Origin of the sequence: Burkholderia sp. BCC0419, from assembly GCF_902830285.1 — a bacterium.
GTDB lineage: Bacteria > Pseudomonadota > Gammaproteobacteria > Burkholderiales > Burkholderiaceae > Burkholderia.
In genome coordinates, this window is sequence record NZ_CADESR010000003.1 from 305,731 (window position 1) to 323,315 (window position 17,585).

Consider the following 17,585-nt stretch of genomic DNA (forward strand, 5'->3'; position numbering starts at 1 on the left):
CAATTCAGTTCATTACGAAGCCGCCGTTGACCGGCAGCAGTTGGCCCGTCACGAAGCGCGCGCCGTCCGACAGCAGGAACAGCACCGGGCCCGTCACATCCTCGGGCACCTGCGCGCGCGTCAGCGCACGGCCCTCCATGTAGAACGCGTGACGCTCGGCCGGTACGTAGGCGGTCGCCTCGACTTCGGTCAGCCCCGGCGCGATCGCGTTGACCGTCACGCCGTGCGCGCCGAACTCGCGCGCCTGCGCATGCGTCATCGCGATCACCGCGCCCTTGCTCGCGACGTACGCGAGCAGCTTCGGCGCGCCCCACAGCGCGGTGTCCGACGCAAGGTTCACGATCGCGCCGCGGCCCGACTGCGCAAGGTGCGGCAACGCCGCATTGCTGACGAGCCACACGCCGCGCACGTTCACGTTCATCACGGCGTCCCAGGTCGACACGTCGAGCTCCGTCGACAGCTTGCCGCCCGAGTTCGTGATCGCCGCGTTGTTGATCAGCGCGTCGATACCGCCGAGCGCCGCCGCGCCCTGCGCGACGAACGCGTCGATGCTGGCCGGATCGGCGAGATCGAGTGCGAAGAAATGCGCGGTGTGGCCGGCTTGCGCGAGCTGCACGGCCAGCGCGTGGCCCTCTTCCGCGAGCACGTCGCCGAACGCGACCTGCGCGCCTGCTTCGACCAGCGCCTTCACGAAGGCGGCGCCGAGACCGCGCGCGCCGCCCGTGACGAGCACGCGGCGACCGGGCAGCGCCACGACCGGAGCGAACTCAGCCATTCGCGGGCTCCGAAGCGGCATGCGCCGCGCGATGCGCGTCGAGCGCGGACAGGTGCTCCTGCGCACGCTGGCGCAACATCCGGCGCACGCGCGTGATGCCGACGTCGTGCTGGTACAGGTATTCGTGATCGCGCGCATGCGGCGCGAGGCTTTCGAGGACGTAGCGGTCCTGCTCGAGCACGTCCCAGTGCAGGCCTTCGAGACGGTTTCGGTACATGAAGCGCCACACGTCGCGCTGCCAGCCGCTGACCTTGCGGGTACGCCAGAAGTAGACCTGGCAGTGGTCGCCGTCGACCGGCGTCGCGAAGCCGATGATCCCGAAGTTGCCGCCCGGGCCGAACTTCTGCTTGTACGGAATCGCGAGGCGCATCCACAGGCAGCCGGTTTCGCCGAGTTCGACCCAGTCGAAGTTCACGTCGCGCTGGCCGACCTTCTCGAACATCAGGCCCGTTTCCGTCTTGCGCACGCGCATGTCGGCCTGCTTGTCGCCTTCGGCCATCGAGTGCGACGTCGCGTGCAGATATGCGCCGTGCATCGGGTCCATCACGTTGTCGATCGCGTACTGGTAATTGCACGTCCAGTTCGACACGCACAGGAAGTGGCCGTACTCGTCGGCGACCAGTTCTTCCGGCAGGTTCAGCGGCGCCGGCTCGCCGTGCGCTTCGTCGCCGAACCACAGGAAGATCGCGCCGGCCTTCTCTTCGACCGGATACGACTTCACGCAAGTCGTGCCTTCGAGCGGACAGTTCGACACGGCCGGTACACGGTTGACCGTGCCGCCGCCGTCGATCTCGATGCCGTGATACCAGCACGCGATGTTGCCGCCGAGATTCCAGCCGAGCGACAGGCGCGCGCCGCGATGCGGGCAGCGATCTTCCAGCGCATGGACTTTGCCGTCGTGATCGCGCCACAGCACGATCTGCTCGGACAGGCGCGTGAGGCCGACGGGTGCGTTCGACACCTGCCAGCTCGGCGCGACGGGATACCAGTAGTTCTTGATGCCGCGATCGAGATAGTCGCGGACCGGGTCGTGTTGGGCTTCGTGTTGTACAGGGGACGTCATCAGTGTGCTCCGGATGCGGTTGTCGGGTCGGCGCTCAGGCGCGCGGCGCGGTCGGCGCGCTCATTCCGCCAGCGAGGCCATTTCGGCGCGGAAACGCTCAGGTGTCCAAACCGTGCCGTCCGGCGCGCGGAAGCCGATGCGGTTCAGGCCCGCGACGACATCGTTCAGCTCGGTCGCGCCGCTCTCGAACACGCGTTCGAGCGCATCGCCGAGGTCGTTCTCGTAATGGGTCGGTTCGGCCTTGCGGTTCTGCCAGACCTGGTTCTCGGCCTGGCCGGGGATCTCGATCTGCCCCTTGCCCGCGATGTTGTTCGGCTGCGGTGCCACCCACGGCTTCAGGAAGGGATTGAAGTTGACGGTCGCTTCTTTCATGTCATTCCACCTTTACTTGGATTTCCTCGCCGGCCAGGCGCACCGCGTACTGCTTCAGCGCACGTCCGCCCGGCCCCTTCAGGCATTCGCCCGTCTTGATGTCGAACACGGCCTCGTGCAGCGGGCATTCGACCGTGCCTTCGTCGACGAACCCCTGCGTCAGCAGCGCGTACGCATGCGGGCACACGTTCTCGAGCGCATACACGTCGTCGCCGACGCGGTAGATCCCGATTTCCACGCCGTCGGTCCGCTTGAACTCGATCGGCGTGTCTTCCGACAGCGCGCCGGCATGACCGGCGCAAACCCATTGTTCAGACATCTCGCACCCTTCCTTCTGATCGACTTTCGGCCTGCTCCGATTTGTTCCATATCCGGAACAGCAGTTTATGGATGGTGATTATAGAAGTGACTTTCCACGAGTAAAACAAAAAGCTGCATGTCCTAGGGAAAACACCGACCAGCAGGTCGACGATCGCCGCCGCCGCTCTCGTCGAATGTAATTTTTTGTTTTCCTGCGGGGATTTAAGTCTGTTTTTCTGGATTCTCGAACCCTTGTTGCGGATCATCGAGCGCCCCATCCGGCCCGATAAATTTATTTTTGACCACGCGCGCGACGCCTCTATACTCCATTCCATCAGAGGCACGTTGTTCCTTATATGGAACACACGAATGCCCGCTCGGTGATGAACGTGCGCGACGGCCGGCCGTCCCCGCGCAAGCCGTCACAACACGTTTTCATCAGGTTGGAGAGTCAGGAGACAAAATGGTCAAGCATGCGGTAGCAGCGGCAGTCATCGGAATGGGCGCCGCGTCGGGCGCGTGGGCGCAGAGCAGCGTGGTGCTGTACGGCAGCCTGGATGCGGGTGTCGCGTACGTGAACAACGTCGGCGGCCACGCGAAGTGGGCGATGATCCAGGGCAATACGCAGCCCGATCGCTGGGGCCTGAAGGGCAAGGAAGATCTCGGCAGCGGGCTGTCGGCAATCTTCCAGCTGGAAAACGGCTTCTATACGAACAACGGCCAGTTCGCGACCGCGAACACGATCTGGAACCGCGCGGCGTTCGTCGGCCTCGGTTCGGATCGTTACGGCACGCTGACGCTCGGCCGCCAGACGCCGCTGGCGTTCGACTATCTCGATCCGCTCAGCACCGCGTACCTCGCGATGAGCTGGTATGCGTTCCACCCGGGCAACATCGACGGGCTCGCCGCGACCGGCAACGTGCCGTACAACAACGCGGTCAAGTACCGTTCACCGAGCTTCGCGGGCTTCTCGGCCGCGGCGACGCTCGCGCTCGGCAACACGACGAACTTCTCGACCGGCAAATCGGTCGGCGTCGCGCTGAACTATGCGAACGGGCCGTTCAAGGCGTCGGCCGTCTACTCGAACGAGCACGACCGCTCGATCCTGATCAGCCAGGCCGGCATCACGTCGTTCCAGGGGCAAAACACCGCGAACGGCTACCTCGCGAACAAGGTCGAGAACATCGGCGCGGGCGCGTCGTACCAGATCGGCGACTTCCTCGTGCACGGCCTCTACACGCGCGTGAAGATGCAGTCGAACGGGTTTTCCGACACGTTCCAGAGCTACGACGCGGGCGTGAACTACCGCAGCAGCGCGTTCAACACGATCGCGGGCGGCGCGGCGACCACGACGCTGGCCGGCCGCCGCTGGACGCAGGTCGAACTCGGCGACATCTACGCGTTGTCGAAGCGCACGCAGCTGTATGCGAACGTGCTTTACGAACACGGTTCGGGAGGCGCAAAGGCCGCGTTCTTCACGGCCGGCACGTCGAGCACCGCGAACCAGGTGATCGTGCTGACCGGTATTCATCACTCGTTCTGAGCGACGGCGAGCGCCATAGCCCGATGCCGGAAACGAAAAGAGCAGCCCGCGGGCTGCTCTTTTCTCATTGGCGACGGGTTGCCGGCGATCGGCGAAGCCGCACGATGCGGCGCGTTCGACGGATCAGAACATCGCGACGCGATGGCGCGCATGCGCGAACGTCGGGTCGCTTTCGAGCGGCCGATAGTTCAGCCGTTGCGACAGGTCGACCGCCGCGCCGCACACGGCTTCGACGAGCCGCTCCTTCTCGCCGGCGTCGCCGATCTCCGAGCGCGGCACCGTCGCGGTGATCGCCGCGACGATCGAGCCCGAATGATCGCGCACGGGTGCGGTCACGGCCGAAATGCCGCTCTCGAACGCCGCCTCGCTGACCGCATAGCCGAGCCGTGCGTAATGCCGCACGCGTTCGTACAGTTCGTCGACGGTGCCGGGCGTGCGCTCGGTGAACTGTTCGAGTTTCTTCTCCGGATAGAGCTGCCGCAACGCATCGCGCGTCAGGTCGCCCATCAGCACGTGGCCGTGCACCGTCGCATGCGCGGGCAGGCGCGTGCCGACGTGCACCTTCACCGAACCGAACATCGACGCATTGCTCTGCGCCTTCGCGACGAACACCACGTCACGCTGGTCGCGGATCAGCAGGTGCGTCGACAGGCCGGTCGAATCGCGCAGCCGTTCGAGCACAGGCGCGCCGAGATCGGTCAGTTCGAGCGAATTCAGGTATTCGAAGCCGAGCCGCAGCACGCCGACGCCGAGCCGGAAATAGCGGTCGCCGTTCACGCGTTCGAGGAAACCGAGCGCCTCGAGCGTCTGCAGCAGGCGGAACGTGGTCGTGCGCGGAATGCCGATGCGTTTCGACAACTCGGGCGCGCCGAGCACAGGCTCGCGCGCGGAGAATTCGGCGAGGATCCGCAGCCCGCGTTCGAGCCCCGGCACCAGATAGGACGAAGCGCCGCCCGACGGCTCGTCGTCGCCGGGCGCCGCCGGATCAGGTGCATCGCTCATCGTTGTCTTGACCATGTGGACATGGACGGAAGGAAGTCGGTCACGAAACAGGTCATCGATCGTCGTGGATATTCAGTCATGCTACCTCAGTGCGCGCGTGGGCTCGCACCGGCGCGCGGCGCCGCGATGCAGCATGCGCGTCCACGCCCCCATGACGCGTCATTCAAGGTCGAGAGGATAGCAGCGTTGGACGGCGCGACGCCATGCGGATATCGCCGAACGGCGGGCAGGCGGCCGCGCGGCGCTTGGGCGCGGCCGCCATCGGCTGGCGGGGGAGACAGCGTGAAATTTAACGCCGGACAGCCTACAGACGCGACAGATAGACGCGAATGGTCGTGCGATCGTACGTAAAGCCGCCGGCCGGATCCGGCTGCAGCACGCGTGCCAGATCGACCGGATGCAGCCATCCGGCGCCCAGCAGGCCGCCGTTGATCCCGCGGATCCGGGTGCCGCCGACGGCGATCGCGGCGTGAAAGACATTGGCGCCGCGGGCGAAGCCCACCGCGGTGCCCGCCGGAATGCTCGCGCGCCCGTCCCACTGATCGCCGGTCTCGAAGTTGAAGCGCGTCTTCCACGACTGGCCGATCGTATCGAGCAGCGCGGCGGGCGCGATCATCGCGTCGGCGCGCAGCAGATACCGGACATACGCCGCGGCGTCGTAGCAGACGCCGCCGGACATGTACTCGTCGATGTTCGCCATCCCGAACATCAGCGCCTGCGCGTGTTTTTGCCGTTCGGCGATGCCGGATTGGGCGACATGCCCGCCTAACTGGGTCAGTTGCACGGATAGCTCCTTTCAGGAATGCGGGACGTCATCGTCCCGCCGATGCGATAACGTCATATCTTATTACGATATCGCTCGGCATTTTCCAGACTCGCTGGCGCCAGATGTGGTTCGTACTTTCTCGAGAGGTCGTGAGCCCGCGCGCAGACTTCGCGACGCGTATCGCCTCGTCGGCGCGATGCTGGGTCATCGAAGGGCACGGAGCATTTGGCGCGGCAAACGCCGGTGGAAGGTCGCATCTCGCGACCAGCGAAAAAACGGAAAATGAAAGGCAGTCAGGAAAGCACCGCCCCGCAACGGGCGGTACAGAGGAAGGCGATCCTCGGGCGGGACGCCGCGACGGCGTCAGGCCGTCACGGCGGCGTCATATTCGGCGCGGGCGAGCTGGCCGGCGGCGTATGCGTCGGCTTCGCCGCGAAAGCCTTCCGGGCTGAACGCCACGACTTTCACGCCGACGCCGGTCGCCCGCTTCACCGTCAGCGCCCATTGCCATCCGCCGTCTTGCTCGAAGACGTGCAGCGAGGGTGCGAAGGAAGGGTCGAGTACGGTCACGCGTTTTGCTCCTGCCCCCGTGGCGCGCTGCGTCGGCAACGCACGGAGGCATGTCGAAAAGGTCGCGCCGGGATGCCGACGCGTTTCTGTCATTCGACAGTTTATTCAAGAATTGTTGCGTCGCACCATCAGAGGTTTCACTCACCTATCGAAACCGGCCGGTCGATCGAATCTACCTGAAATCCTTGCGGGACGGGCCTCGGCGCCACATCGGATCGCCGGCATCGCATTCATGCGGCAACGTGCCGCACGCGTGGCCGATTGCTTGCATGGATCTTTCGTGGATCAAGGAAACGGGGCGCGATCTATTCCGACACCATCGACACACGTCGGAAAGTCAGGTTGATGCGTTCGCCCTGTACGCCCGGCGCCTTCGGCACGCGGTGCTGCCATTCGGCCTGCGTGCGTCCACGCATCACGAGCAGGCTGCCATGCACGAGGCGGTATGCATGCGTGACGCCGGTCGCGCGATGACGAAGATCGAACACGCGCATCGCGCCGAGGCTCACCGACGCGATCACCGGCGCGTCGCCGAGTTCGGGTTCGTTGTCCGCGTGCCAGCCGAGGCTGTCCAGTCCGTTGCGATAGCGATTGAGCAGCACGCTGTTGAAACGCACGCCGCACGTCGTCTCGACCGCATGCTTGAGCCCGAGCACGGCCGGCGTCCATGGCTCGGGCACGTTGCGGATACCCGAGTACACGTACACGGCATCCGGTTCGCCCTGCCATGCGGTGAGCCGCGGCAACGGAATGCGTCCGCGCGGCGTGCGAATCGTGTCCTGCCGCCACGCGACCTCGTCGATCAGCGCGGCCAGCGCGCGGTCGGCCGCGGGCGGCGCCAGCCAGTCCGGGTGCCAGTCCACGTCGGGCACGGGCGTATCAGCGAAGAGATCGGACGTCGACATGTCGGCAGGAACGGGCAAGGAACGGAGCGAACGAGGCATGTCTGCATACTAGCCAACGGCGCCGTGCGCCGCCATGCGCTGTCATTCGACGATCAAGGGAAACCGCCGTGCGCTGCGGTGAAGCGCAACCGGGTCGCGATTCCCGGCCACGGCGAGCCGCCCTGTTCCCGCGCACCCCAAGCGACGGCTTCGACGCTATCGCACGCATCGAACAACAGCCGCCTTCCGGCCTCCCGCTAGCCGCGCGCCAGCCGGATCAGCGTGATCTCCGACGGCACGCCGAAGCGGTTCGGCGGCCCCCAGTAGCCGGTTCCTCGGCTGGTATACAGCCACATGTCGCCGAAGCGGTTCAGCCCGCCGATCACCGGCTGCTGCAACCGCACGAACGGCGGCCACGGCAGGAACTGGCCGCCATGCGTGTGCCCCGACAGCTGCACGGTGAAGCCCGCGCGGTTCGCCGCTTCCGCGCTGCGCGGCTGGTGCGCGAGCAGGATCTTCGTGCCGACGTCGCGCGGCGCACCCGCCAGCGCCTGCGCGGGGTCGCTGCGATGGGCGGGATCGAATCCGCCCGCCGTGAAGTCGGTCACGCCCGCGAGCACCGCCCGCGCGCCGCCGCGCTCGATCAGCACGTGCTCGTTCAGCAGCACCGTCAGCCCGATACGACGAAACTCGTCGATCCACGCATGCGCACCCGCGTAGTACTCGTGGTTGCCCGTCACGAGGAAGGTGCCGTGCCGCGAACGCATCTCGCCGAGCGGCGCCGTGTGTTCGCGCAGGCGCTTGACCGAACCGTCCACCACGTCGCCCGTCACGACCACCAGGTCGGCGTCGAGCGCATTGACCGCGCGCACGATCCGTTCGATGTAGGGCCGCTTGATCGTCGGCCCGACGTGGATGTCGGACAGCTGCACGATCGTCAGCCCGTCGAGCGCGGCCGGCAGCCCCGCGACCGGAATCGACACCCGCTTGACCGCCGCCGTGCGGCGCGCGCCGACGAACCCGATCGCGGTCGCAAGCACCGCCGCCGCCAGCACGCCGAGCGCCGTGTCGGGCGCGGCGCCGCTCCACGCGCCGTCATGCCCGAGATGCCGCCACGCGAGCACGCCGAGCAGCACGATTTCACGCAGGAACGTCAGCACCAGCAGCGACGAAAAGAAGCCCATCGCGAGCGCGCCGGCCCAGCCGACCAGCGTCGCCGCCCACCCTTCGTCGAAGCGGCGCGAGAACATGCCGACCGGAATCAAGATGACGAAACTCGCCAGCACGAGCGCCGCGATCGTGCGCGCGAGCGGCGACGCGAACGCATCGGGAATGATCCGCATCCCGACGTACAGATGGAACAGCACGCCGATTGCAATGAACCGGACAAAGAAACTTCGCATGGAACGTTCACCTTCGTTGCACTACCGCTTCCGCGACGCGCGTCGCACGGGCCATGATGCCCGGCGCCGCGCGTCGTGCCATACGCACGATGGTACACAGATCCCGACCGCGACGACGGGTCGCGGCCGGCGGTGCAGCGCCGTGCGGCTTCGCGCGATAATCGGCCATCCTCCCGCCGCCACGTCCATGCGCTTCGATCTCGTCGACCTCAAACTTTTCACGCATATCGCGGAAGCGAACAGCCTGACGCGCGGCGCCAAACGCGCGCACCTGTCGGTGCCGGCCGCCAGCACGCGCATCAAGCACCTCGAGGAGCAGGTCGGCGTGAAACTGCTGAGCCGCACGAGCCAGGGCGTCACGCTGACCGCGCCGGGCAACACGCTGCTCGCGCATGCGCGCCGCGTGCTGCGCCAGCTCGAGCAGCTGACCGGCGACCTGCAGGAATATGCGTCGGGTGTGAAAGGCCACGTGCGCGTGTTCGCGAACACCACGGCGATGAGCGAGTTCCTGCCGGGCGTGCTGCGCCACTATCTCGTCGATCATCCGGACGTGACGATCGACATGCAGGAGCGGCTGAGCCCCGACATCGTGCGCGCGGTGCAGGAAGGCATGATCGACATCGGCATCGTCGCCGGCGACGTGCGCACCGACGGGCTGCAGGCGATGCCATACCGGCGCGACCGCCTCGTGCTCGCGACCGCGCTCGGCCACCCGCTCGCCGGTCTGTCATCGACGCCGTTCGTCGCGACGCTCGACCACGACTTCATCGGCCTGCCCGAGGCGAGCGCGATCCACGCCTTCCTGAAACGCGCGGCCGCCGACGTGCAGCGCGCGCTGCGCTGGCGCATCCAGGTCAGCAACTTCGAGACGGCCTGCCGGATGATCGAGGCGAACGTCGGCGTCGGCGTGCTGCCCGAAGGCACCGCGCGCCGTCATGCGAAGACGATGGCGCTGCGCCTCGTCGCGCTCGAGGACGACTGGGCCGAGCGCCAGTTGCAGATCTGCGTCGCCGATCTCGATGCGCTGCCGCGCTTCGCACGCGATCTCGTCGACCTGCTCGTCGAGGATGCGTGCGGGCAGCCGGACTGATCGGATTCGCATGCGTTCGAGCGGCAATCCGAGATTTGCGTGCCGATTCCACAGCGTCGGCATGGCAAAATCCGCTGCGTGATTTCGTCTGACGATCCTTTACAGTCCGTTAGCAACCCTACGCGAGCGGGTGCTGGCAGAATCGCGGCGCTCCGGCCATCGCTGCCGACTCGCACGGCCGGGCCGTCCGGCGTGACCGGCGGCGCGGCCGCGGCCAGCCTCGGCCCGCGCCGCGAACGCGTGCCGGATCGCTAGCGATCCGCATCGCGCTGATTTATGATCGGCTCCGTATCCTGGAATCGTCGTCGCGGCCCGGCCGGTCGCGACGATCCGCATTGCGCCGCGCCCGGCATCCACCCCCAACGTCGAGCTCGTCACACCATGAGAAAAACAACGCCGCGCGCGCCCCTGCGCGTCGCCGCCGTCCTGGCGCCCGCCCTGCCGCTCGCGGGCTGCGCATCGCGCGGTGCACCGTCCTACGTGCTGTTCGGCGCGTATTTCCCGCTGTGGCTCGTCAGCGCGATCGTCGGCGTCGTCGGTGCGATCGTCGCGCACCGCGTGTTCGTCGCGACCGGCTGGGCCGCGACGGTGCCCTACCAGCTCGCCGTCTGCACCGCGATCGGGCTCGTGGTCGCCGTGATCGTCTGGCTCGCCGGCACGGGGCCGTTCGCATGAAGGCTGCCGGCATCGCCCGCCCCTCCGTCAAAGGCCGCGTGATCGCGCTCGCGATCGTCGCGCTCGGCATCGCGGCGCTCGCGTACGCGTACCACCGCACGACGGCCTACCCGTCCACCGACGACGCGTCGATCGACGCGGATGTCGTGCACGTCGCGTCGCCGGTCGGCGGCCGCATCGTGCAGCTCGCCGTGCATGAAAACCAGCGCGTCGCGAAAGGCGACCTGCTGTACGTGATCGACCCCGTGCCGTACCGGCTGACCGTCGCGCAGGCGCAGGCCGACCTCGAACTCGCGCGCGCATCGCTCGACACGCGCCGCCGTTCGCTGATCGGCGAGCGCTCGAATGCGTCCGTGGCCGCCGAGCAGGTCAAGCGCGCGACGCAGAACTACGATCTCGCGACGCGCGACGTGAACCGGCTTGCCCCGCTCGCCGCGCAGGGCTACGTCAGCGCGCAGCAGTTCGACCAGGCGAAGGTGCGCCAGCGCGACGCGTCCGTCTCGCTCGCGCAGGCGCAGGAGCAGCAGCGCGCATCTGCGCAGACGATCGGCGACGACGCCGATGCGATCGCAACGCTCCACGCGCGCGAAGCCGCGCTGGCCCGCGCGCAGCATGCGCTCGACGATACAGTCGTGCGCGCGCCGCACAACGGGCTCGTGACGGGCCTGAGCGTGCTTCCCGGCGAAACCCTCGCGCCGAACCAGTCGATCTTCACGCTGATCGACGCGAGCGAATGGTTCGCGGTCGGCAATTTCCGCGAGACGTCGCTCAATCGCATCGCGGTCGGCGACTGCGCGACCGTCTATTCGATGATCGACCGCGACCGCCCGATGACGGGCAAGGTCGTCGGCATCGGCGCCGGCATCGCGGACAGCGCGCGCATCAACCTGCCGCGCTCGCTGCCGATCGTGCAGAACTCGGTGAACTGGGTGCACGTCGCGCAGCGCTTCCCCGTGCGCGTGAAGCTCGACGAACCCGACGGCAAGCTCGTGCGTGTCGGCGCGAGCGCGATCGTCGAGGTCCGGCATGGCTCAGCCTGCCGCTGACGTCCGCTCGCCGGGCCCGCGCGAAGTCCTGCGGCTGCTCGCGCCGTTTCCGGGGCGCACGGCCATGGCCGTGCGCGTCGCGCTGATCTGTGCGCTAACCGCGCTCGTGACGGCCGCGTACGGCACGCCCGAAGCCGCGTTGTCCGCGTACGTCGTGTTCTTCATGATCCGCGCCGACCGCGTGACGAGCGTCGTGCTCGCGGCCGCGCTGCTGCTGATCGTCACGATCGTGATCGGGCTCGTGCTCGGCATCGCGATCTTCAGCATCGATTATTCGATCCTGCGGGTCGCGTGCATGGCCGTGCTGTCGGTCGCCCTCCTGTACCTGACTTCCGCCAGCAAGCTGCGCCCGGTGGGCGCGATCCTCGCGATGATCGTCGGCTTCGGGCTCGACCAGCTCGGCCTCGCGCCGTTCGGCGAAGCCGCCACCCGCGCGCTGCTGTACATCTGGCTGACGATCGCGATCCCCGTCGGCGTGGCGATCGTCGTCAACCTGCTGATCGCGCCGTCGCCGCGCAAGCTTGCGCATGCGCAGCTCGCGAAGCGGCTGCGGCTCGCCGCACGGCGACTGCGCGGCGACGACGATGCCCGTGCCGCGTTCGACGCGAGCCTGCGCGAAGGCGACAAGCCGTTGCTCACGTGGCTCAAGCTGTCGAAGCTCGAAGGCTCGTCGACCGCCGCCGACGTCGCGGCGCTGCGACAGGCCATCGCGTCGAGCACCGCGCTGATGGTCGGCGTCGCGCTGGCCGATCGCGAGCCGGACGCGCGGCTGCCCGATGGGTTCGCCACGCCGATCGCCGCGACGCTCGACGACATGGCCGCCATTCTCGAATGCGGCGGCTACCCGGTCGACGTGACACTCGCGCTGCCGCCCGCCGACGCGCTGCCGCCGCTCGCGCGCATCGCCGCGACCGATCTCCAGGCAGCGATCACGCATTTCGCGGAGGCGGGCGCGACGGTGCCGACGGCCCCGACGGCCGATGCGGCGACGCAGGCTTCGGCCAACGCAACGCCCGCCGCCGCTGCAGCCACGCCTGAAGCACCCGTTGCCGCGCCAGTACCGGCCCCACGCGGCGGCTTCTTCCTGCCCGACGCACGCACCAATCCCGACCACATCCGCTATGCGCTGAAGACGACCGCCGCGGCGATCTTCTGCTACCTGCTGTACTCGCAGCTCGACTGGTCGGGCATTCATACCTGCGTCGTCACCTGCTACATCGTGTCGCTCGGCTCGACGGCCGAAACGGTCGAGAAGCTCACGCTGCGGATCTTCGGCTGCATCATCGGCGCATTGCTCGGCACCGCCGCGCTCGTGTTCGTCGTGCCGGCGCTGTCGTCGGTCGGCCACCTGATGGCGCTGGTGTTCGCCGGCGCGTGGCTGTCCGCGTGGATCGCCTTCGGCTCGCCACGCATCGCGTATGCGGGCTTCCAGGTCGCGTTCGCGTTTTTCCTGTGCGTGATCCAGGGCGCCGGCCCCGGCTTCGACCTGACGATCGCCCGCGACCGTACGATCGGCATCCTGCTCGGCAACGTCGTCGTGTATCTCGTGTTCACACGCATCTGGCCCGTCAGCATCGGCAAGCAGATCGACGTCGCGTTCGCCGCGCTGCTCGACCAGTGGCGACGCATCGCGCAGATTGCGCAGCCGGCCGAACGGCGCACGCTCGCGGCCGACGCGTTCGCGCGTCACGGGGCGATCTCGCAGGAACTCGGCCTGGTCCATTACGAACCGTCGTGGGTGCGGCCGGCCGCGACGTGGCTCGCCACGCGACGGCGCGCACTCGCGGAACTCGGTGCGCTCGAAGGCCCGCTGTTCCTGCTCGCCGAACGCACACCCGGCGACGCGGCGATCGGCGCACAGCTTGCGCGCGTGACTGCGCCGGGCGATGACGACACCACGCCCCGCACGAATGCCCCGGCGGCGCCGTCGAGCGCCGCCCCCACCGACCCCGCGCGCGATGCGCTGCTGAACCTGATCGACACGCGGCTCGCGCATATCGCCGACGACGCCCGTCAAGCCACCCCGAAGGAGCCTGCCCCCCATGCGTCGACCTGAACCGCCGGCCGCCTCGATCGCCGTAGCTGCCCTCGCGACCGCCGTCGCGCTGGCCGGCTGCGCGACGTCGTCGATCGATCTGGCGCCGGAGGCATCCGACCGCCCGTGGCAGCCGCAAACGTCGGCTGCGGGCGACATCGTGGCGGCGCCGCCGCGCGCGTCCGCGCAAGGTGCGCACGACTACACGCTGCCTGCATCGCCGGCGCTCGCGTCGATTTCGGCGCCGGCCGCACTCGATGCCGCGCACGCGTACACGCTGCCCGAACTGATCGATCTCGCGGAATCTGCGAACCCGCTGACCCGCATCGCATGGAACGACGCGCGCAACGCGGCGCTCGCGGTCGGCCTCGCCAAATCCGCCTATCTGCCGCGCCTGTCGGCCACCGCAATGGGCGCGTACCAGGCGAACCACGGCTCGACGTCGACGATCCTCGGCGATTCATCGAGCAACACCACCGTGCACGGCACGATTTCGGCGCTGTCGCTGCAATGGCTGCTGTTCGATTTCGGCGGCCGCGCGGCGCGCGTCGAAGCGGCCGAACAGGCGTCGATCGCATCGAACGTCGCGTTCACGGCCGTGCACCAGCAGGTGATCCACGACGTGACGGTCTCGTACTACCGCTACGAAGCCGCACGCTCGCGCGCGCTGAGCGCGCAACAGGGACTCACGAACGCGGATGCGATCCTCGCCGCGTCCCGCGCGCGGCTCAAGCACGGCGTCGGCACGGTCGTCGAGCTCGCGCAGGCGACGCAGAACCGCGCGCAGGCGAACCTCGCGCTCGTGCAGGCGAACGGCGCCGAGAGCGACAGCTACCTCGCCCTCGTCTCCGCGCTCGGCATCTCGCCGCTGTCGAAGCCGACGATCGCCGCGCTGCCGAAGCGGCCGCTGCCGCCCGCGCTCGGTTCGTCGGTCGACGCAATCGTGTCGGACGCGATCGCGCGCCGCCCCGACCTGCAGGGCGCGTTCGCGGTCGAAAAGGCCAATCGCGCGAAGATCAAGGCGGCTCAAGCCGCGTTCATGCCGAAGATTTTCCTGTCCGCGTCGACGTCGTATGCGAGCGGCGGCACGGCCATCTCCGCGCTGCCCGCGATCGGCGACCAGGCGCCGACCGTCAACCTGAACGGCAGCCGCTACGGCGGCGGCGTGTTCCTCGGCGTGACGATCCCGCTGTACGACGGCGGCCTGCGCTCGGCCATATTGATGCAGGCACGCAACGACGCGGAAAGCGCCTCCGCGCGCCTCACGCGGACCAAGGAGGAAGCCGTGCGCCAGGTCGTCGCCGCGCAGAACGCGGTGCAGACGAGCCTGGCGTCGCACGACGCCGCGAAGGCGCTCGTCGATGCCGCGCAAACCAGCTACGACGCAGCGCTGACCGCGTACCGGAACGGCGTCGGCTCGGTCACCGATGCGACGATCGCGCAAAGCCAGTTGCTCGCCGCGCGCAACGCGGAAGTCGACAGCTATGCCGGCGCCTTGTCGGCCGCCGCCGCGCTCGCGCTCGCGACGGGGACGATCGGCTCGGCGCAGTAGCGCCGCCGCAAGGCGGTTGACGCGGGCGCGCGCCGCCCACTAGAATGCCGCCCATTCTTCCTTCAGGAACCATCGTGGACAGTTGCAGCACTCCGTTGCGTGCGCCGCTTGCCGCCTGAACGCCTGTCCGCCGCAGTTCTCCTGCCCCGGCTCGCGTTCCGCGAGCCGCACGCCATCCGTTTCACATTGAATGACGCATTCGCGCAGTACAGTACCGCGCGATGACGGCTATCGCCGCGTCGCCTTCGGCCTTGCGCCGCGGCGACGCGAGCCGGCATGCGCTTCTCGTACGGCAGGACAACCATGACTTTCGATTTCGCACTCCGTCTTTTCACCGCGTTCGCCTGCGGCGTCGCCATCGGCCTCGAGCGCCAGATGCGCCAGCGCACGGCCGGCCTGCGCACCATCACGCTCGTCGCGAGCGGCGCGTGCCTGTTCGTCACGCTCGGCGTGCTGACCGGCAACGGCGTCGCGGGCGTCACGCAGATCGCCGCGTACGTCGTGTCGGGCGTCGGCTTTCTCGGCGGCGGCGTGATCATGCGCGACAAGGGTTCGATCCAGGGCATCAACACGGCCGCGACGCTATGGTGCTCGGCCGCCGTCGGCGTACTGGCCGGCTCCGGCCACTACGTGCCCGCGCTCGCCGGCACGGGCGTCGTGCTGCTCACCAATACGGTGCTGCGCGGCGTCAGCCAGGCCATCAACGCGACGCCCGTCTCGAATGCCGATCTCGTGCGCGAATACCAGATCACCGTGATCTGCCTCGCCGCCGACGAAGTACACATCCGCACGCTGCTGTCGAACGCGATGTATGCGAAGCCGCTGTCGTTCCAGAGCCTCACGAGCGAGGACGTGCCCGAGCAGCCGGACCGGCTGAAGGTGACCGCGACGCTGAAGCTGCATCCGAAGGATCAGCAGAAGCTCGAGCAGATCGCGAGCCGGATGAGCATGGAGAAAAGCATTTCCAGCGTGAGCTGGACCGCGAAGGAAGCGGAGCCGATGATGGAGTGAGCCGCGTGGCGGCCGCCGCATCCGGCGACGGCGCCGCCGTCGCGTGATGTCAGGGTGCCTCGATGAGCCCGGCCGAGATCGCCTTGACGACCGCCTGGACCTTGTTGGTCGCGCCGAGCTTCTCGAGGATGTTGTTCACGTGGAAGTTGACCGTCCGCTCCGAGATGCTGAGGATCTGGCCGATTTCGCACGCGGTCTTGCCCTCGGCCGTCCAGCACAGCACCTCGCGCTCGCGCGCGGTCAGCGTGACGCCCGCCGCGGGCGACAGCTTCGGCACCATGAAGCGGCTCATCAGCGAATGCGACAGGTTCGCGAGCCAGTTCGTCTGCAGCGTCAGCATGTTGATCTCGGCCGGCGTCAGCCGGTCGGCATGACGGGCAATGCTCAGCAGGCCGAACGCGCCGCGCGACGCCCAGCTCGACTGCGCGACGCCCACCGACAGCCCGAAATCGCGCGCGTCCTGCCACAGCGGGCATGGGTCGATGTTATCGACGTCCGGCCAGACGATCATGTTGGTGCTGAGCGCGCCGTCGCGAACCGTCGAGTCGATCTCGATATAGTTCTGCGCCTGATAGTGCGCCATCCAGCCGTCCGGATAGGTATTGAAGATGGCGACCGCCGGCTTCGAAACGGGCAGCGGTACGCGAATGCCGTAACAGCAATATTCGAATCCCAGCCGCCTGGAATAGGCGGCGATCCGCTGGAAGAGCTGCTGCTCGTCTTCCGCGGCGCTGAATTGTTGGTAGGCATCCTGCCAGCGCAGTTCCATTCTTTCTCCGACAACGTCACGCTGTCATACTTTCACGCTGTCATACTTGTCAGGTTCCAGCACCCATTCGAGGCTGATACATTCCGCGCATGACTTCACCCTTGCTGCACCCTGTCCCCGGCCCGTCCCCGGACGGCTACGTACGCCTGTCAGAAGGCGCACTGGCCGCACTCGTGCTCGACCATGTCGCGAGCGGCCTCGACCCCTCGCTGCTGGCCGAACTGCGCGACAACGCGATCGATGCCCGCCTCGCCGGCTATACCGAATGGCATCGCGCGGCCGGTGCCGGCGTCGCCTACGTGACGGTCGGCTGGGACTGGTACCTCGAACGCGCGACGGGCACGTTCGTGATCGCGGGCGGCGACGTCCGCAGCAACGTGATGGCCATCGACGCCAAGGGCGCCGACATCGGCATGTTCCGCACCGCCGCCGCGCTCGCCGCGCGGCTCGCCGCGATCGACTGGCCTGCCGCGGTCGCGTCCGCCCTGCTCGGGCACAACGACGCCTATCATGCCGGTCCCACGCTCCAGTGACAACTGGCCGCGCATTCCTCTGACGATTTTGCAAGACTGGCGCTCTTTATAAGCAAAAGCGGCCCGGTTTTCAATCCCGTCGATCAAGAAACCGTTACCACCACGCAAATGGCGTCTTTACGACGTCACCCTGTAAGAGTTACCAGTTACAGGCTCCTCGTGCCGCGCGCTGTAATGCGTGCATACAAAAGCACAG

Annotated in this window: 19 protein-coding genes; 8 read left to right on the forward strand and 11 right to left on the reverse strand. The window is 67.7% G+C overall.

Annotated elements, in window-relative coordinates:
- Nucleotides 1–4 precede the first annotated feature (4 nt).
- From HWW87_RS19625 to HWW87_RS19645, 5 genes are read right to left on the reverse strand one after another with little or no spacing between them, the layout of a single operon-like run.
- A complete protein-coding gene (locus tag HWW87_RS19625; RefSeq protein WP_175821733.1) occupies nucleotides 5–775 on the reverse strand; it encodes an SDR family oxidoreductase in 771 nt (256 codons plus the stop codon).
- Nucleotides 768–1,838, reverse strand: coding sequence for an aromatic ring-hydroxylating dioxygenase subunit alpha (locus HWW87_RS19630; protein WP_175821734.1), 1,071 nt, complete (start codon nucleotides 1,836–1,838; stop codon nucleotides 768–770). Before HWW87_RS19630 ends, HWW87_RS19625 begins: the two co-directional genes overlap by 8 nt.
- A gap of 60 nt (nucleotides 1,839–1,898) precedes the next feature.
- Nucleotides 1,899–2,210, reverse strand: coding sequence for a recombinase-like helix-turn-helix domain-containing protein (locus tag HWW87_RS19635; RefSeq protein WP_175821735.1), 312 nt, complete (start codon nucleotides 2,208–2,210; stop codon nucleotides 1,899–1,901).
- Nucleotide 2,211: 1 nt separating this feature from the next.
- Nucleotides 2,212–2,529, reverse strand: coding sequence for a non-heme iron oxygenase ferredoxin subunit (locus HWW87_RS19640; protein ID WP_174387903.1), 318 nt, complete (start codon nucleotides 2,527–2,529; stop codon nucleotides 2,212–2,214).
- Nucleotides 2,522–2,854 carry a hypothetical protein gene (locus HWW87_RS19645; RefSeq protein ID WP_175821736.1) on the reverse strand — a complete coding sequence of 111 codons (333 nt, stop codon included), beginning with the start codon at nucleotides 2,852–2,854 and terminating at the stop codon, nucleotides 2,522–2,524. The genes HWW87_RS19640 and HWW87_RS19645 overlap by 8 nt, the downstream gene beginning before the upstream one ends.
- 119 nt (nucleotides 2,855–2,973) lie before the next feature.
- Between HWW87_RS19645 and HWW87_RS19650 the strand changes: the two genes are divergently transcribed.
- Nucleotides 2,974–4,053, forward strand: coding sequence for a porin (locus HWW87_RS19650; RefSeq protein WP_175821737.1), 1,080 nt, complete (start codon nucleotides 2,974–2,976; stop codon nucleotides 4,051–4,053).
- A 123-nt stretch (nucleotides 4,054–4,176) separates the two neighbouring features.
- Here HWW87_RS19650 and HWW87_RS19655 read toward each other — a convergent pair whose 3' ends face one another.
- The 5 genes from HWW87_RS19655 to HWW87_RS19675 form a co-directional block, all read right to left on the reverse strand.
- Complete coding sequence (locus HWW87_RS19655) at nucleotides 4,177–5,070, reverse strand: IclR family transcriptional regulator (RefSeq protein WP_059836029.1); 894 nt, start codon at nucleotides 5,068–5,070, stop codon at nucleotides 4,177–4,179.
- A gap of 289 nt (nucleotides 5,071–5,359) precedes the next feature.
- A complete protein-coding gene (tecA, locus tag HWW87_RS19660) occupies nucleotides 5,360–5,839 on the reverse strand; it encodes a type 6 secretion system effector deamidase TecA (RefSeq protein WP_175821738.1) in 480 nt (159 codons plus the stop codon).
- Nucleotides 5,840–6,184: 345 nt separating this feature from the next.
- Complete coding sequence (locus HWW87_RS19665) at nucleotides 6,185–6,391, reverse strand: hypothetical protein (RefSeq protein WP_175821739.1); 207 nt, start codon at nucleotides 6,389–6,391, stop codon at nucleotides 6,185–6,187.
- A 305-nt stretch (nucleotides 6,392–6,696) separates the two neighbouring features.
- Complete coding sequence (locus HWW87_RS19670; protein ID WP_175821740.1) at nucleotides 6,697–7,296, reverse strand: alpha-ketoglutarate-dependent dioxygenase AlkB; 600 nt, start codon at nucleotides 7,294–7,296, stop codon at nucleotides 6,697–6,699.
- 236 nt (nucleotides 7,297–7,532) lie between these two features.
- Complete coding sequence (locus HWW87_RS19675) at nucleotides 7,533–8,678, reverse strand: metallophosphoesterase (protein ID WP_175821741.1); 1,146 nt, start codon at nucleotides 8,676–8,678, stop codon at nucleotides 7,533–7,535.
- Between the two features lie 187 nt (nucleotides 8,679–8,865).
- On the opposite strand from HWW87_RS19675, the gene HWW87_RS19680 reads away from it, so the two are divergent.
- The 6 genes from HWW87_RS19680 to HWW87_RS19705 all read left to right on the forward strand — a co-directional run bounded on the left by HWW87_RS19680 (nucleotide 8,866) and on the right by HWW87_RS19705 (nucleotide 16,087).
- The gene (locus tag HWW87_RS19680; protein ID WP_175821742.1) at nucleotides 8,866–9,768 is read left to right on the forward strand and encodes a LysR substrate-binding domain-containing protein; all 903 of its coding nucleotides are present in this window, start codon (nucleotides 8,866–8,868) and stop codon (nucleotides 9,766–9,768) included.
- A gap of 381 nt (nucleotides 9,769–10,149) precedes the next feature.
- Nucleotides 10,150–10,443 carry a hypothetical protein gene (locus HWW87_RS19685; RefSeq protein ID WP_175821743.1) on the forward strand — a complete coding sequence of 98 codons (294 nt, stop codon included), beginning with the start codon at nucleotides 10,150–10,152 and terminating at the stop codon, nucleotides 10,441–10,443.
- Nucleotides 10,440–11,489 (forward strand): multidrug transporter subunit MdtN, encoded by a 1,050-nt coding sequence (gene mdtN / locus HWW87_RS19690; protein ID WP_175821744.1) that lies wholly within the window; start codon nucleotides 10,440–10,442, stop codon nucleotides 11,487–11,489. The genes HWW87_RS19685 and mdtN overlap by 4 nt, the downstream gene beginning before the upstream one ends.
- A complete protein-coding gene (locus HWW87_RS19695) occupies nucleotides 11,470–13,545 on the forward strand; it encodes an FUSC family protein (RefSeq protein WP_175821745.1) in 2,076 nt (691 codons plus the stop codon). Before mdtN ends, HWW87_RS19695 begins: the two co-directional genes overlap by 20 nt.
- Nucleotides 13,532–15,076 carry a TolC family protein gene (locus tag HWW87_RS19700; RefSeq protein ID WP_175821746.1) on the forward strand — a complete coding sequence of 515 codons (1,545 nt, stop codon included), beginning with the start codon at nucleotides 13,532–13,534 and terminating at the stop codon, nucleotides 15,074–15,076. The genes HWW87_RS19695 and HWW87_RS19700 overlap by 14 nt, the downstream gene beginning before the upstream one ends.
- A 303-nt stretch (nucleotides 15,077–15,379) precedes the next feature.
- A complete protein-coding gene (locus tag HWW87_RS19705) occupies nucleotides 15,380–16,087 on the forward strand; it encodes an MgtC/SapB family protein (protein ID WP_069619275.1) in 708 nt (235 codons plus the stop codon).
- A 49-nt stretch (nucleotides 16,088–16,136) separates the two neighbouring features.
- Here the strand turns inward: HWW87_RS19705 and HWW87_RS19710 are convergent, their stop codons facing one another.
- Entirely contained in the window at nucleotides 16,137–16,856 is a 720-nt protein-coding gene (locus tag HWW87_RS19710) for an autoinducer binding domain-containing protein (protein ID WP_175821747.1), read from the reverse strand.
- An 89-nt stretch (nucleotides 16,857–16,945) separates the two neighbouring features.
- Here HWW87_RS19710 and HWW87_RS19715 point away from each other — a divergent pair, with 89 nt between their 5' ends.
- Nucleotides 16,946–17,389 (forward strand): DUF4902 domain-containing protein, encoded by a 444-nt coding sequence (locus HWW87_RS19715; RefSeq protein ID WP_175821748.1) that lies wholly within the window; start codon nucleotides 16,946–16,948, stop codon nucleotides 17,387–17,389.
- The last annotated feature ends 196 nt before the right edge of the window (nucleotides 17,390–17,585 follow it).

Excerpts from the sequence above, each read along its gene's own strand:
- HWW87_RS19625 (WP_175821733.1), bottom strand. The coding sequence starts at position 775 with ATGGCTGAGTTCGCTCCGGTCGTGGCGCTGCCCGGTCGCCGCGTGCTC.
- HWW87_RS19630 (WP_175821734.1), bottom strand. The coding sequence starts at position 1,838 with ATGACGTCCCCTGTACAACACGAAGCCCAACACGACCCGGTCCGCGAC.
- HWW87_RS19635 (WP_175821735.1), bottom strand. The coding sequence starts at position 2,210 with ATGAAAGAAGCGACCGTCAACTTCAATCCCTTCCTGAAGCCGTGGGTG.
- HWW87_RS19640 (WP_174387903.1), bottom strand. The coding sequence starts at position 2,529 with ATGTCTGAACAATGGGTTTGCGCCGGTCATGCCGGCGCGCTGTCGGAA.
- HWW87_RS19650 (WP_175821737.1), top strand. The coding sequence starts at position 2,974 with ATGGTCAAGCATGCGGTAGCAGCGGCAGTCATCGGAATGGGCGCCGCG.
- HWW87_RS19655 (WP_059836029.1), bottom strand. The coding sequence starts at position 5,070 with ATGGTCAAGACAACGATGAGCGATGCACCTGATCCGGCGGCGCCCGGC.
- HWW87_RS19670 (WP_175821740.1), bottom strand. The coding sequence starts at position 7,296 with ATGTCGACGTCCGATCTCTTCGCTGATACGCCCGTGCCCGACGTGGAC.
- HWW87_RS19675 (WP_175821741.1), bottom strand. The coding sequence starts at position 8,678 with ATGCGAAGTTTCTTTGTCCGGTTCATTGCAATCGGCGTGCTGTTCCAT.
- HWW87_RS19680 (WP_175821742.1), top strand. The coding sequence starts at position 8,866 with ATGCGCTTCGATCTCGTCGACCTCAAACTTTTCACGCATATCGCGGAA.
- HWW87_RS19685 (WP_175821743.1), top strand. The coding sequence starts at position 10,150 with ATGAGAAAAACAACGCCGCGCGCGCCCCTGCGCGTCGCCGCCGTCCTG.
- mdtN (WP_175821744.1), top strand. The coding sequence starts at position 10,440 with ATGAAGGCTGCCGGCATCGCCCGCCCCTCCGTCAAAGGCCGCGTGATC.
- HWW87_RS19695 (WP_175821745.1), top strand. The coding sequence starts at position 11,470 with ATGGCTCAGCCTGCCGCTGACGTCCGCTCGCCGGGCCCGCGCGAAGTC.
- HWW87_RS19700 (WP_175821746.1), top strand. The coding sequence starts at position 13,532 with ATGCGTCGACCTGAACCGCCGGCCGCCTCGATCGCCGTAGCTGCCCTC.
- HWW87_RS19705 (WP_069619275.1), top strand. The coding sequence starts at position 15,380 with ATGACTTTCGATTTCGCACTCCGTCTTTTCACCGCGTTCGCCTGCGGC.
- HWW87_RS19710 (WP_175821747.1), bottom strand. The coding sequence starts at position 16,856 with ATGGAACTGCGCTGGCAGGATGCCTACCAACAATTCAGCGCCGCGGAA.
- HWW87_RS19715 (WP_175821748.1), top strand. The coding sequence starts at position 16,946 with ATGACTTCACCCTTGCTGCACCCTGTCCCCGGCCCGTCCCCGGACGGC.